Source organism: Bradyrhizobium sp. P3_C3 (genome assembly GCF_056402655.1).
Genome location: NZ_JBFUGY010000021.1, coordinates 20,770 through 34,216 on the forward strand (window position 1 = coordinate 20,770; position 13,447 = coordinate 34,216).

Sequence of the window (13,447 nt, forward strand, 5' to 3'; positions counted from 1 at the left end):
CGCAGGCTGGGCGAATTGGTTCCGCCACCCTGCTCAAGGCCGCATCTGGTCACTATCTGCCGGGGAACAAGTAGAATGGATTTCGAGACCGGTATGGAAAACCTGACCAGCGTTTGCGACGGCGACTGCGATTGCAGCCCCGACCCTGCCCTGCTCGCCGACTTCAAGCGCGCCATCCATGCGCTCGGCGGCAAGTGGAAGCTGGAGATCCTGTTCGCGCTGATGAACGGCGCCGTTCGCTTCGGTGCGTTGCGGCGAGCGATCGGCGGCATCACCCAGCACATGCTGACCACGCAGCTGCGCGAGCTTGAGCAGGACGGCCTAGTGTCGCGAACCGTCTTCGCGGAGAAACCTTTGAGGGTCGAGTACGAGTTGACGGATGCGGCCTACGGCCTGTTGCCGTCGTTTAAGGAAATATTGAGCTGGTCCAGGCTTTATGGCGATGCGCGCCTTGTGGCGTCGCAGCAAGCCTGATTGCAGCCAAGCCTGATTGCAGCGATGTGTGAAGCTGCCGGATCGTTGCCTCAGCATTCGAGTCGATCTCGTTGATGCGACTCGCAAAACCTCCCGCACCTGAAGTGAAGGCTGTTTCTCATCGGAACTTACGTGAGCTCGGAGGAAGTGACTCCAGCCCATTGATCGTGATTCACTTTTCACGATCGCGCCTGCGCTGATGCGCGTCACGGCAAGCGGCAGACAAAATGCTGATCACGGCGCTCAAGCGGCACCGTGCGTCCAAAAACAAAGAGCCGCATCGCTGCGGCTCGGACTCTATTCGTCGCGGTAGACCTTCTCGCGTTTCTCGTGGCGCTCCTGCGCTTCCACCGAGAGCGTCGCGATGGGCCGGGCTTCGAGCCGCTTCAGAGAGATCGGCTCGCCGGTGTCCTCGCAATAGCCGTAGGTGTTGTCCTCGATACGCTGGAGCGCGGCGTCGATCTTGGCGATCAACTTGCGCTGGCGGTCGCGGGCGCGGAGTTCGATGGCGCGGTCGGTTTCGGACGATGCCCGATCGGCGAGATCGGGGTGGTTCACGTTCTCCTCCTGCAGAGCCTGCAGCGTGAGCTTGGACTCTTTGAGGATCTCATCCTTCCAGGCGAGGAGCTTCAAACGGAAGTACTCCTTCTGCCGGTCGTTCATGAAAGGCTCTTTTTCGGTCGGTCGGTAGTTTTTCAACTTTTCCAAGGGCGGCCTATCTGTCTAAGCAACGACTCGCAACGGAACGGGGTCCGTTAAGCCGGGCTTATATAGCGGCCTCCTGTGACAGACAATATTTCCCTGATCGTTCGGTTAGCGCCCCCAAGCCCTTGCACAGGAAGGTTTATCCTGGAGAACCCGGGGGCGGCCGAAGGCCTAGTAACCGACCGTGAAACGCTGCCTCGGATGGGCCGGCCGCTCGATCTCGTCGGCGAGCGCAATGGCGTAGTCAGCGAAGCTGATCCAGCTTTTCCCGTTCGCATCTGCGAGAAGCTGATCGGTCCCGAGCCGGAACTTGCCGGTTCGCTCGCCCTCGATGAAGAGGGCCGACGGCGAGATGAAGGTCCAGTTCAGGTCCTTTTCCTGTCGCAGCAGGTCAAGGAAAGCCCCGCCCGCTTCCGCTTCGGCCTTGTATTGGGCGGGAAAACCCGGGGTTGTAACCAGTTTGACGCCGGGAGCGACTTCCAGGCTGCCGGCACCGCCGACAACGAGGTAGCGACCAACGCCGGACGCCTTCGCCGCGCCGATCAGCTTGAGCGGGTCGCTGGCCAGGAAGTGCACGGAACTCACGGCGACGTTATGCCCGGCCCACAGCTTGGCAAGGCCGGCCTGGTCGAGCACGTCGCCCTTGGTGGACGTGACGTTCGGCAGGGTCGCGATCTTCTCGGGGTTCCGAGCGATTGCCGTGACGGCATGGCCGCGGCGCGACAGTTCCTTGGTGATCTCCGACCCGGCCCGGCCCGAGGCGCCGGCGACTGCGATTTTCATGGAAGGCTCCTTTGCTTCTTTTGGTAACTATCGGTTACTAGATATCGCAAAGGATGCTGGTGTTAAGAGAGCACTTTGTGCTTACCTGATTACGCAAGAGTAACCGGGACCCGTCACCGGCGCGCGAGCCGGCAAGGGGCCAAACGGATCGTGAGGAGTTGACGATGAAGCCAGACGTCTATGCTGCGAACTGCCCCACGCGCCAGATCCTCGACCGCGTCGGCGACAAATGGGCGGTGCTGATCCTGCTGCTGCTGCGCGAGGAGCCGATGCGCTTCAATCAGTTGCGCCGAACGATTGAAGGCATTTCGCAGAAGATGTTGAGCCAGGTTCTCAAGTCGCTCGAGCGCGACGGCCTGATCAAGCGTCACGCCATCGCAACCGTACCGGTGACGGTGGAGTATTCGATCACGCAGCTCGGTGTGACGCTCGCGGCCGCCGTCGATCCCCTGCGCGATTGGGCCGAGCAGAATCTGAAGGACGTGCTCGCCGCCCAGAGCCGCTACGACACGCAGCAGAAGGACGAAGCGGCCTAAGCCTGCCCAGCCTTGGCCAGCTCGACCTCGACGCGCAGCTCGATCTCGGACAGCAGGGAATCCAAACCAGGATCGCCCGAGGATGATTTCAGGTTCGCCGCGGCATCGCGCAGCCGCATCACGGTCGAGGCGTCGAGATTGCCGGACAGTAGTCCCATCTTGAGATCGTCGAGCACGTCGAGCGCGGTCCTGCCGCGGGCGACCGAGCGCTTGCGGCGCTCGACCGGATCTTCCTCGATGCCCTGCAGCGCGAGCAGCCCGTCGATGTTCGCGGCGGCCTTCGGTGCGGCAGCGCCCCGCGTCTCCTGCGCCGACGAGGTGTCGGGCAGCACGAAGGTGCCGGAGCTCGTCCGCCTGGCCTGGCTGGCCGGCGTACCAAGCGTGGTGCCATTCGGTCCGTAGATGCGCATCGCAGGAATCCGGGTGATCGATGCCGTCACCTTCGCCGTCTTATGGTTAACGGCGCGTAAACGGCCCGGCAAAATCTGCCGACAGGCGGCAGTTTCGCTCCTCAGGGAGAACGCTCCCTGACACCGGTGGAAACAGGTTTATTCAACCTATTCAATCGCGTAACCCCGCTGCCCCGCGTTGGCACAGCACTCGCAAGGAAAGCGTCGGACCAGCTCGTCATGGGAGTGTCGAGGATGGTCCGAGATGTGAGGAGCCTCGGGGAGCAGAGGATGCCAGGCGTTCGTTGGGTGAGGATTGTTGGGGTGGCCTGCGCCGCGCTGTCAGCGCTGGCGCTCTCGGTCACGTCTGCAAGCGCGACATCGCGCATCAAGGACCTCGCCAATATCGAGGGTGTGCGGCAGAACCAGCTCATCGGCTACGGCCTCGTCGTCGGCCTCAACGGCACCGGCGATACGCTCAACAACATCCCCTTCACCAAGCAGTCGCTGCAAGCGATGCTCGAGCGCATGGGCGTCAACATCCGCGGCGCCACCATCCGCACCGGCAACGTCGCCGCCGTGATGGTCACGGGCAATCTGCCGGCCTTCGCCACCCAGGGCACGCGCATGGACGTCACAGTCTCCGCGCTGGGCGACGCCAAGGATCTGCGCGGCGGCACCCTGCTGGTCACGCCCCTGCTCGGCGCCGACGGCAATGTCTACGCGGTCGGACAGGGCTCGCTCGCGATCTCCGGTTTCCAGGCCGAGGGCGAAGCCGCGAAAATCGTGCGCGGCGTTCCGACCGTCGGCCGCATCGCCAACGGCGCCATCATCGAGCGCGAGATCGAGTTCGCGCTCAATCGGCTGCCGAACGTGCGGCTCGCGCTGCGCAACGCCGACTTCACCACAGCCAAGCGGATCGCGGCTGCGATCAACGACTATCTCGGCGTCAAGACCGCCGAACCGATCGATCCCTCGACGGTGCAGCTTTCGATCCCGCCGGAGTTCAAGGGCAACGTCGTCGCCTTCCTCACCGAGATCGAGCAGCTCCAGGTCGATCCTGATCTCGCCGCCAAGATCGTCATCGACGAACGCAGCGGCATCATCGTGATGGGCCGCGACGTTCGCGTCGCCACCGTCGCGGTGGCGCAAGGCAACCTCACCGTCACCATCTCCGAGAGCCCGCAGGTCAGCCAGCCCAACCCGCTGTCACGCGGGCGCACGGTGGTCACGCCGCGCACCGGCGTCAGCGTCGTCGAGGACGGCAAGAAGTTCGCCGTCGTCAAGGACGGCGTCTCGCTTCAGCAGCTCGTCGACGGCCTCAACGGCCTCGGCATCGGCCCGCGCGACCTCATCAGCATCCTCCAGGCGATCAAGGCCGCCGGCGCGATCGAAGCCGACATCGAGGTGATGTAATGCAGACCAGCATGATCAACACCCCGCACGTCGTCACCTCCTCGGCCTTCTCGGTGGAGAGCCGCAACGGCCGGCCCGACTTCGAGCTCGCCGCCGCGTTGCAGAAGGTCTCGCCACAGCAGCAGTCCAAGGCGCAGAAGACCGCCACCGATTTCGAGGCGATGTTCCTCAACAGCATGTTCTCGCAGATGACCTCGGGCCTGAAGGGCGAAGGTCCGTTCGGCGACACTCCGGGCACCGGCGTGTGGCGCTCGATGCTGACCGAGCAATATTCCAAGAACTTCGCCAAGGCCGGCGGCGTTGGTGTCGCCACCGAAGTCTACCGCACCCTCATCATGCAGCAGGCGAAAACGATCCGCACGGCATAAGGTCAACCGAGATGAACCATTTCAACGCCTCACGTCAGCCGGTGCAAGCGCAGCGCCCCAACACCGCACCCGGCAACGCCGAGGCTCGCAAGGTCGCCGAGCAGCTGATGGATGCGATGAACGCCCTGCTCGGACTGGTCGAGCGCGAGACCGAGCTCGTTCGCGCCGGCCAGGTCCGCGAAGCGATGACGCTCGAGGGCAAGAAGCAGGAGCTGTCGCGCAACTATGTCAGCGCCGTCAGCGAATTGAAGACGAACCAGGCCCAGCTCGCGAAATCCGCGCCCGAGCTGCTCTCGACGCTGCATCGGCACCACGATGCGTTCCGCGCGATGCTCCAGGTCAATCTCACCGTGCTCGCGACCGCACACGCGGTCTCCGAGAGCGTGGTGCGCGGCGTCAACGCCGAGATCCAGAAGCGCAACGTGCCGAACACCTACACGGCGGCGGGACGCCGCGCGGCTCCGGGCCCACGCCATATCACCCCACTCGCAGTCAGCCGCTCGCTCTGAGCGCGCGCGAAAACTCCCTGCAATTTTACGAAAAACCGCGCGGCGATATCGTCGCGCGGTTAGGCACGTTTGCTTACCCGGTCTTCAATCCTGGTGTTCCATGGTTGCGTATTGAGAGGGGTTGGGATTTGACTCAGACGAGGCAACCAGGAGGCTGCCATGAGTACAGATTTCAGCATCAGGCCGGTGGGGATACCGGCCCCCGTGCAGATCATAACGACGTCCAATGCGGCGGCGAACGAGGCCGTGCAAACTGATTTGCCGGTGAGCCAGACGGTCGCCGCGAGCAATACGAGCGCGGCTGCGCGCAATGATTTGCAGAGCACCAACGATAGCGTTTCACGCCAGGTCGTTTTCAACCAGCCCGCCGCGTCCTTCGTGTTCCAGGTTGTGAACGAAAGGACCGATGCGGTTGTCGATCAGTTTCCGGACGAAGCGATGCTGCGGCGGCGGGCCTATTTCCACGCACTGGATATGAAGTCCGAGCCCCCGCGTCCACTCAGCACCGATCGCAGCGCCTGACGTTCACGCAGCGGGTCGCGACGGCCGTATCGACGTCGCGAACCGGTCGCGTTTACGACCGTCCCGAAAGACCGGCGGCGATATTGCGATTGATCTCGATCAGCGGGCGGAAGTGATCGAGCTGCGGGCTCATCAGCAGCGCTGCAGTCTGGCTCAGCACGAACACGCTGATGTTGGCGATCCTCTGCCGAACGTCGAGCGGCTGCGGATTGGTGTCGCGCATCGCCTCGCTCAGGAAGATGGTCCAGAGCTTGCGGTTGAACATCAACGCCTGCGTCGTCTGCTCGTTGAAGGGATCGGCACTGTTGATGGCGTCCTGCAGCTTGTTGGCGGCCTTCAGGAGCGTCTGCGCCTCGATATCGCGAGGAGACGCAGTGGTCGTGGCTACACGCGCGTAGGCCGAAGCAGCAGAACTCGACATCGATCACCCTGGAGGTTTCCTCGCCCGTTGTACAGGCTTAAGGATTTCTTTCCCAACCCTAGGCAGCACCGCTTAAGATTTGCTTACGTGAGAGTGCGGACGATCTCCGGACAATTACGGGTCGCGGCATCCACCTTCACCTCCAGGCTAAATCCGAGTGCGCGCACTGTAAACGATTGCATCCATCATGCGCTGATCTGAGCTAATCGACAGTTAGCGATCTCGCTCAAAACAACGGCGAAGCCTAGGCTTCGCCGTTGAATGATTCATCGTGTACGTCAGCGTCGCGCTTAGCGGAGGAGCTGAAGCACGCTCTGCTGCGACTGGTTGGCGAGCGACAGCGCGGAGACTGCGATCGACTGGCGCGTCGAGAGCGCCTGGCTGTTGGCCGCTTCCTCGTTGGTGTCCGCGAGCGTCAAGCTCGACGAGCCGGTCTGCAGCACGTTGATCAGGTTCTTGCTGAAGTCCTGACGGATCTGCACGATCGACAGGTTCGAACCGAGCGTCGACGCCTCGGCACGCAGTGTGGTGCTGGCCGAGTTGAGCGAAGTCAGAATGGCGTTCGCCGATTTCGAGTCCAGGAAATCAACGCCCGAGGTCAAGGGAGCAAGGTTGAGGCCGGCGTCGTTGAAGGTCACGCCCTGAATGTTCAGCGTCGAACGCCCGGTTTCGTTGAACACGAGCTTGAGCGTATCGCCGTTCAGCAGATTCACGCCGTTGTAGGAAGAGTCCTGCGCCGTGGTGTTGATTTGCGCGAGCACGTTGTTGTACTGCCCGACCAGATTGGCGCGCGTGGCTTGCGAATCCGGGTCGACGGTGGGCGCTTGCGCGATCAGGCCATAGAAGGGCTGGCCGCTCGCCGCGGCCGTGCCGCCGATTGCGCCGATCGTCGAGGACGCCGAGTCGTTGGAGGTCACGATGTTGAGATGACCGGTCGTGTCGATCGTTGCCTGCAGGTTGTTCGCCGCCAGCGCCGCGTTGAGCTGATTGAGCGTGGAAACCTGCCCGACGCCGGCGCCGAAGGTGATGCTGGTGGCGGTGCCGCCGCCGGTCGCGCCGATCGTCAACGTCTTGCCGCTGAGCGGGGGCGGAACGCGGGCGGTGGTGCCGGCAGTGAGGCCGAGCGCCGTGAGCACGTTGCCCGAGCCGGAGATCGCCAGATCCTGGCTCGTGCCGGTGCTGAGCACGAGCTTGCCGCCGGAAACGGTCGAGGCCGTGCCCGTACCCGTGATGCCGTCGATCGCGCTCAGGACCGACTGCACCGTGAGTGTGCTGCCGGCACCGATGCCGATCGTGACGTTGCCGAACGAGTCGGTGGTCGAGGTGGTTTGCGCGGTCGAGAAGGTGATCGTCTTGCCGTCGACAGTCAGGACCGAACCGTTGGTGATCGTCGTACCGAGATCGTCGGAACCCGCACCGGCGGTACCGACCAGCTTGGTCGCGCCCGTGATCGGCGCCGCGCCGCTCGTATCGTCATTGTTGACGACGGTGCCGGTGACCGTGTTGTTGGTGTATGCCGTGCCCAGCAGGTTGTTGGCGGTCGCACCGGGGACCGCGGCCGCCGTCACGTTGGACTTGGGCGAGTACCCTGTCGGGCTCTGCAGCACCTGGCTGGCGATCGATTTGGCGCTGTCGACCAGCTTTTGCAGCGAGGTGATGCCGGTGTTCGCGGCCTGCAGCACCTGCACACCGTTGCTGATGCCATCCAGGAGATTGCTGATGTCGCTGGCGCGATTGTCGAGCCCCTGTGCGGTGAAGAAGTTGGTCGGATTGTCCAGCGCCGTGTTGACCTTCTTGCCGGTTGCAAGACGTTCCTGCGTGGTAGCGAGCAGGTCGGCTGTCGACTGCAGCGACAACAGGTTCTGGCGGACTGATGCCGAGAGAACGATGTTGGACATTGGCAGATCTTCCTCTTGGAGCGCGACGCGTACGAATCGGAGCCCGCCGGTCTGGCAAATGGGCTTTTGTCTAGTTCTAGGCGCACTCCTTTAAATTAAGGTTAATGGCCGCTTAAGCCACAGGGTTAACAAGGTATTAGCCGGTCAGGGTTCCCTGAAACCCGGCTCACGCAGCATCGCGCGCAAAAAAACGGCGGGGCAAAAGCCCCGCCGTAATGCCTTGTTTGACGATTTTCGTCGCGTATCAGCGCAGGAGCTGCAACACGCTCTGCTGCGACTGGTTGGCCAGCGACAGCGCCGAGACCGCGATCGACTGGCGGGTCGACAGCGCCTGGCTGTTGGCCGCTTCCTCGTTGGTGTCGGCCAGCGTCAGGTTTGACGAACCGGTCTGCAGGACGTTGATCAGGTTCTTGTTGAAGTCCTGACGGATCTGCACGACCGACAGGTTCGAACCCAGCGTCGATGCTTCCGAACGCAGCGTGCTGCTGGCGGCATTGAGCGAGGTCAGGACCTTGTTGGCCGAAGCGTTGTCCAGGAAGTCGGTGCCCGAGGCGAGGGTCGAGATGTTGAGACCCGCGGTGTTGAAGGTCACACCGGTGATGCTCAGCGTCGACTTGCCGGTTTCGTTGAACGTCAGCTTCAGCGTGTCGCCGTTGAGCAGGTTGACGCCGTTGAAGGAGGCATCCTGCGCGGTCGTGTTGATCTGCGCGAGCACGTTGTTGTACTGCGCAACCAAGCCTGCACGCTGCGTCTGCGAGGTCGGATCGGCAACCGGAGCCGCGATGGCAGCGCTGTGGAACGGACCGGTGGCGGTAAAGGCCGAGCCGCCGAGCGTGCCGATCGTCGAGGAGGCCGCGTCGTTCGTGGTCGTGATGGAGATCACGCCGGTCGAGTCGATCGAGGCCTGCAGGTTGTTGGCCGCCAGCGCCGAATTGAGCCCGTTCAGCGTCGAGACCTGGCCGGTGCCGGTGCCGAAGGTGATGCTGGTGGGCGTGCCGCCGCCGGTGGCTGCGATCGTCAGCGTCTGGCCCGAGATGGCGGGCGGGACGCGGGCGGTGGTGCCGGCCGTGAGACCGAGCGCGGCGAGCACGTTGCCCGAACCCGCGATCGTGAGATCCGAGGTCGTGCCGGTGCTCAGCGTGAGCTTACCAGCCGCGACGGTCGAGGCGGTGCCGGTGCCGGTGATGCCGTCGATCGCGCTCAGCACGCTCTGCACCGTCAAGGTGCTGCCCGTGCCGATGCCGATGGTGACGTTGCCGGCGGTGTCGGTGGTCGAAGTGGTCTGCGCGGTCGAGAACGTGATGTTCTTGCCGTTGACCGTCAGGACCGAGCCGTTGGTGATGGCCGTAGCAAGGTCGTCGGACGTCGCGCCCGCGGTGCCAACCAGCTGGGTGGAAGCGGTGATGTTGACCGCAGTGCCGGTGTTGTCGTTCAGCACGGCGGTGCCGGCGACGGTGCTGTTGGTATAAGCGGTACCCAGCAGGTTGCTGGCGGTCGCGCCGGTGATGGCGGTCGAGGTCACGGTCGACTTGGTGGAGTAGCCCGTCGGGCTCTGCAGCACCTGGTTGGCGATCGACTTGGCGCTGTCCACCAGCTTCTGCAGCGAGGTGATGCCGGTGTTGGCTGCCTGGAGAACCTGAACGCCGTTGCCGATGCCATCGAGCAGATTGCCGATGTCGCTGGCGCGGTTATCAAGGCCCTGGGCGGTGAAGAAGTTGGTGGGATTATCCAGAGCCGAGTTCACCTTGCGGCCAGTCGACAGACGGGACTGGGTGGTGGCGAGGAGGTCGGCGGTGGACTGGAGGGAGAGCAGGTTCTGGCGAACCGATGCGGAGAGAACGACGGACATACTGTTACCTTTCTGGTAGCTACGCGTCCTATCTGACCAATTGATCAGACGACCGCCGGACCGTGCGTCCAAGCCTCTAACAATCCGTGAAATGAAACCCGCAGTTTTTCCCGCCGCGACGCCGGAAGCCCCCTTCGAGGCCGCGGCAGACGGCTGGACATGCCGCTATCGGCCTTGAAATTGTTGCATTTTCCGTCCCCGGCGCCGTCGTTTACGGCCTGTTAACCATGTTGCGCAAGGATCGGCTCCAAATCACGAACGATCGCCCTCATCGCACGAACGCCGCGACGGATCGTTGTAAAAGGGTTGATGGAGAACAGGCATGGCTCTCAAGGTTGAGCTCAAACCGCACGAACGCATCATCGTCGGCAATTCGGTGATCACCAACACCGACCAGCGCGCCCGCCTCCTGATCGACGGCGAGAACGTGCCGATCCTGCGCGAGCGCGACATCCTCACGCCGGAGACCGCCGACACGCCGGCCAAGCTCGTCTATCTCGCGGTCCAGCTCATGTACATCTCGCCGGATCCGCAGAGCCAGCACGGCACCTACTTCAACCTGGTGCGCGACATCGTCACTGCGGTGCCGAGCGCCTGGCCGATCATCGAAAGCATCAACAACAACATCATGAGCGGCGATCTCTACCGGGCGCTGAAGGATGCCCGCAAGCTGATCGCCTATGAAGAGAAGCTGCGGGACCAGTACCAAGCGACGCATCCCAAGGGCGACGTCAGCTCGGCCGCCTGATCGGCACGTATCAGCCTGCCCAAACGACAACGGCCCCGGATCATCTCCGGGGCCGTTGTCGTTTCACCTGCGTTCCTGGTCACTGCGCCGCCAGCGGCGGCGCCTCGACCTCGATCAGACCATCGCCGGTCCGCCGCGCGCCGAACTCCAGCACCGCAGCAACAAGCGCGTCGATGTCCGTCTCGTCGGTACGGTGATTGACGATGGCAGCGCGGATCGCGAACCTGCCGTCCAGCGTCGTGCTCGAGGGCGCCGCAACGCCGGACTCCTGGACATCGGCGACGATCTCGCGATTGACCGCATCGTCGGCGCGGTAGCGGAAGCAGACGATATTGAGGTTCACCGGTGCCAGCAATTCCAGCCGCGGCTCGGCCAGCACGCGCGTCTCCAGATATTTCGCCAGCGCGCAGCTTCGCGCGATCACCGCGCCCAGCCGGTCGGTGCCGAACGTCTTGAGCGTGAACCAGGTCTTCAGCGCGCGGAAGCCGCGCGACAGGTCGGGGCCGAGATCGCAGGGCCAGACCGCGCCCGCCGCAAGCCCCCTCGCCTCGCGGCGCAGATAGGCCGCCGGCTGCGCAAAAGCCTGCCGGTGCTGCTCGCCGTCGCGCACCAGCAGGAAGCCGGCGTCGTAGGGCACCTGCCCCCATTTGTGGAAGTCGAGCGCAATGGAATCAGCGAACTCGATGCCGCCGAGCATGGGCGCGAGCTCGGGCGAGAAGATCGCGAGCGCCCCGAAGGCGCCGTCGACGTGAAACCAGATTCCCTCCTCGCGGCACAGTTCAGCGATCGCCTTGAGGTCGTCGATCGCGCCGATATCGACCGTGCCGGCGGAAGCGACGACGAGAAACGGCCTGAAGCCGACCTCGCGATCGATCGCGATCTGCGCGCGCAACGCGGCGACGTCGATGCGATGATCGGCATCGACATCGATCTTGCGCAGCGCATCGGTACCGAGTCCGGCAATGTCCATCGCCCTGGAGACACAGCCATGCGCGGCCTGCGACGTGTAGGCGGTGAGCAGCGCGCCGTCGTTGCCGATGCCGTGCTGCCGCGCCAGCGTGCCGAGCGCGCTCGTGCGCGCCACCAGCACCGCCATCAAATTGGCCATCGACGTGCCCGTGACGAAGATGCCGCTCGCACTCTCCGGGAAATCAAACAGGCGGCGCATCCACGCGACGATCTGGCGCTCGACTTCGATCGGCATGTGATCGCGTCCGCCGAGATTGGCATTGAGGCCAGCTGCGAGCATCTCCGCGAGCATGCCGACCGCGGTGCCGCCGCCATGCACCCAGCCCATGAACCCGGGATGGACGTTGCCGGTCGCATAGGGCGCTACATGCTCGGCGAATTCGCGATAGACATCGGCAAGGTCGCTCGCCTCGCGCGGCACGTCGGCCTTCAATGCCGTGCGGATGCCGTCGGGAATCGGCTGCCACACCGGCCGCGCGCGGACATTGGCGATGCCGTCGATCGCCTCGTCCAGCATACGATGGGCGAGCGTACGAAATTCGCTCCAGTCCTGCGGATCGAGCGAAGCCTGCGCGACGGAGCTTTGCGCGTTGCGGATGATCTCGTTCATGCTGCGCTCGCCTTGCCTTCTCTTGCGTGCCGCGACAGCATCGCCGTGAACGCGGCAAAGATCTTGCGCATCTGCGGCGGCTTGTACGGAAACACGACCGGCGAATCCATGTTGTGCACGACGGCGGTGTTGTCGGCTTCGAAGACCAGCAGCTCGCGGTTCTGGTTCTCGGCGCAATCGACGATGAAATAATCGAGGCCGACGCGCCGGCTCATCTCGTCGAGCGCGGTCTTGTGGCGCGCGGCGAAGGCGTGGTCAAAGTCCAGCATGAAGACGGCCTCTTCAGCCCGCTTCTCCTCGCTGAACGCCATGTAGGCGTTGAGATACCAGATGTCCCAGCGATCGGCGATCGCCATGTGGCAGGCGTAGGGCTTGCCGTCGACCATGGCGAGACGATATTTGCGGTAGAGCCCGTCGGGGCTCGCATAATCGACGAAGCGTGCGACGAAGAAATCCTGCTCCTCGCGCTCGGCGAGATAGGCCGCGAGCGCCGGCGCATCGTCGAGCTTCGCGAGCCCGACACCGGCATGCGTGCCGCGCGGCCGCGCGATCATCGGAAAGCGTAATTCGCCGGCGATGTCCTCGCAAGCGATCCGGCCCTGCGCGAGATCCGTCAATTGCGCGCGCGTCGCGTGGATGGTCGATGGAATCTCGAGACCAGGGATGCCCGCCAGCAGCCGATACAGCTTGTCGCGATCGAGGTTGCCGATGAGATCGGGGCGATTGAGCAGCGGCCGCGGCCAGCGCGGCGCAGCCTTTTCGATCAGGGCGAGCGTTTCCCGGCATTCCTCGGAATCGGATGCAACCACGATGGCAACGTCGTGATCGGGCAACGTTTCAGGCAAGCCGACATCCTTGGTCACATAGAGTGTCAGCAGCTCGAAATCGGAGCCTTCGAGCAGGAATTCGATCGGCGTGTTGCCGCCCATGTCGATGTCGGCCGCAAGGGCGAGCACGCGCAAGCCGGGCTTCGGAGCCGCAGCGGGCGTGCGAAACAATTGATGGAAGGTCAGCACCTCCGACTGGATCGCCAGCCCCGCCGCCTTGTCGCCGAGTAGCTGGACGATCAGCGATAGGTCAAGGCCTTCGCCCGCGTGCGCTGCTCCTTCCGTGATCCGCGTGACGAGCTGATCGCGCAGTGGCTGCAGATCGACACCTTCGAACGCCTGGCGCGTCAGCTGCGCAAAGCCGATGCGGTCGGCATAGTTCGGCACGGTCACGCCGATCGGCGCGGAAACTGGATGCTGCAT

At 63.8% G+C, this 13,447-nt stretch carries 15 protein-coding genes; 7 read left to right on the forward strand and 8 right to left on the reverse strand.

Annotation, left to right across the window (positions count from 1 at the left end):
* Positions 1 to 75 precede the first annotated feature (75 nt).
* On the forward strand, positions 76 to 474 hold the full coding sequence (locus tag AC1DW2_RS23370; RefSeq protein ID WP_187388007.1) for a winged helix-turn-helix transcriptional regulator: 399 nt from the start codon (positions 76 to 78) through the stop codon (positions 472 to 474).
* Positions 475 to 771: 297 nt separating this feature from the next.
* Here the strand turns inward: AC1DW2_RS23370 and dksA are convergent, their stop codons facing one another.
* Together dksA and AC1DW2_RS23380 are read right to left on the reverse strand one after the other, a co-directional pair.
* Positions 772 to 1,137, reverse strand: coding sequence for an RNA polymerase-binding protein DksA (gene dksA / locus AC1DW2_RS23375; RefSeq protein ID WP_008554760.1), 366 nt, complete (start codon positions 1,135 to 1,137; stop codon positions 772 to 774).
* A gap of 213 nt (positions 1,138 to 1,350) precedes the next feature.
* Complete coding sequence (locus AC1DW2_RS23380; protein WP_063982273.1) at positions 1,351 to 1,962, reverse strand: NAD(P)-dependent oxidoreductase; 612 nt, start codon at positions 1,960 to 1,962, stop codon at positions 1,351 to 1,353.
* 164 nt (positions 1,963 to 2,126) lie between these two features.
* On the opposite strand from AC1DW2_RS23380, the gene AC1DW2_RS23385 reads away from it, so the two are divergent.
* A complete protein-coding gene (locus AC1DW2_RS23385) occupies positions 2,127 to 2,498 on the forward strand; it encodes a winged helix-turn-helix transcriptional regulator (RefSeq protein ID WP_063982272.1) in 372 nt (123 codons plus the stop codon).
* Here the strand turns inward: AC1DW2_RS23385 and AC1DW2_RS23390 are convergent.
* Positions 2,495 to 2,908 (reverse strand): flagellar assembly protein FliX, encoded by a 414-nt coding sequence (locus AC1DW2_RS23390; RefSeq protein ID WP_063982271.1) that lies wholly within the window; start codon positions 2,906 to 2,908, stop codon positions 2,495 to 2,497. The genes AC1DW2_RS23385 and AC1DW2_RS23390 overlap by 4 nt on opposite strands.
* Positions 2,909 to 3,178: 270 nt before the next feature.
* On the opposite strand from AC1DW2_RS23390, the gene AC1DW2_RS23395 reads away from it, so the two are divergent.
* The 4 genes from AC1DW2_RS23395 (at position 3,179) to AC1DW2_RS23410 (ending at position 5,702) form a co-directional block, all read left to right on the forward strand.
* Positions 3,179 to 4,303, forward strand: coding sequence for a flagellar basal body P-ring protein FlgI (locus AC1DW2_RS23395; RefSeq protein ID WP_028148517.1), 1,125 nt, complete (start codon positions 3,179 to 3,181; stop codon positions 4,301 to 4,303).
* Complete coding sequence (gene flgJ, locus AC1DW2_RS23400) at positions 4,303 to 4,671, forward strand: flagellar assembly peptidoglycan hydrolase FlgJ (RefSeq protein WP_028148518.1); 369 nt, start codon at positions 4,303 to 4,305, stop codon at positions 4,669 to 4,671. The genes AC1DW2_RS23395 and flgJ overlap by 1 nt, the downstream gene beginning before the upstream one ends.
* 11 nt (positions 4,672 to 4,682) lie before the next feature.
* Positions 4,683 to 5,180, forward strand: coding sequence for a hypothetical protein (locus AC1DW2_RS23405; RefSeq protein WP_063982269.1), 498 nt, complete (start codon positions 4,683 to 4,685; stop codon positions 5,178 to 5,180).
* Between the two features lie 159 nt (positions 5,181 to 5,339).
* Positions 5,340 to 5,702 (forward strand): hypothetical protein, encoded by a 363-nt coding sequence (locus AC1DW2_RS23410; RefSeq protein ID WP_063982268.1) that lies wholly within the window; start codon positions 5,340 to 5,342, stop codon positions 5,700 to 5,702.
* 52 nt (positions 5,703 to 5,754) lie between these two features.
* On the opposite strand, the gene flaF is transcribed toward AC1DW2_RS23410, so the two are convergent.
* From flaF to AC1DW2_RS23425, 3 genes are all read right to left on the reverse strand, one after another.
* Positions 5,755 to 6,123, reverse strand: coding sequence for a flagellar biosynthesis regulator FlaF (gene flaF, locus AC1DW2_RS23415; RefSeq protein WP_014493991.1), 369 nt, complete (start codon positions 6,121 to 6,123; stop codon positions 5,755 to 5,757).
* Positions 6,124 to 6,413: 290 nt separating this feature from the next.
* Positions 6,414 to 8,021: a flagellin N-terminal helical domain-containing protein gene (locus tag AC1DW2_RS23420; RefSeq protein WP_028148522.1), complete on the reverse strand. Its 1,608-nt coding sequence runs from the start codon at positions 8,019 to 8,021 to the stop codon at positions 6,414 to 6,416.
* 244 nt (positions 8,022 to 8,265) lie between these two features.
* Positions 8,266 to 9,870, reverse strand: coding sequence for a flagellin N-terminal helical domain-containing protein (locus AC1DW2_RS23425; RefSeq protein WP_063982267.1), 1,605 nt, complete (start codon positions 9,868 to 9,870; stop codon positions 8,266 to 8,268).
* Between the two features lie 322 nt (positions 9,871 to 10,192).
* Between AC1DW2_RS23425 and flbT the strand changes: the two genes are divergently transcribed.
* Positions 10,193 to 10,618, forward strand: coding sequence for a flagellar biosynthesis repressor FlbT (flbT, locus tag AC1DW2_RS23430; RefSeq protein ID WP_063982266.1), 426 nt, complete (start codon positions 10,193 to 10,195; stop codon positions 10,616 to 10,618).
* A gap of 79 nt (positions 10,619 to 10,697) precedes the next feature.
* Here flbT and AC1DW2_RS23435 read toward each other — a convergent pair whose 3' ends face one another.
* Together AC1DW2_RS23435 and AC1DW2_RS23440 are read right to left on the reverse strand one after the other, a co-directional pair.
* The gene (locus tag AC1DW2_RS23435; RefSeq protein ID WP_063982265.1) at positions 10,698 to 12,197 is read right to left on the reverse strand and encodes a pyridoxal phosphate-dependent decarboxylase family protein; all 1,500 of its coding nucleotides are present in this window, start codon (positions 12,195 to 12,197) and stop codon (positions 10,698 to 10,700) included.
* Positions 12,194 to 13,447, reverse strand: coding sequence for an ATP-grasp domain-containing protein (locus tag AC1DW2_RS23440; RefSeq protein ID WP_063982264.1), 1,254 nt, complete (start codon positions 13,445 to 13,447; stop codon positions 12,194 to 12,196). Before AC1DW2_RS23440 ends, AC1DW2_RS23435 begins: the two co-directional genes overlap by 4 nt.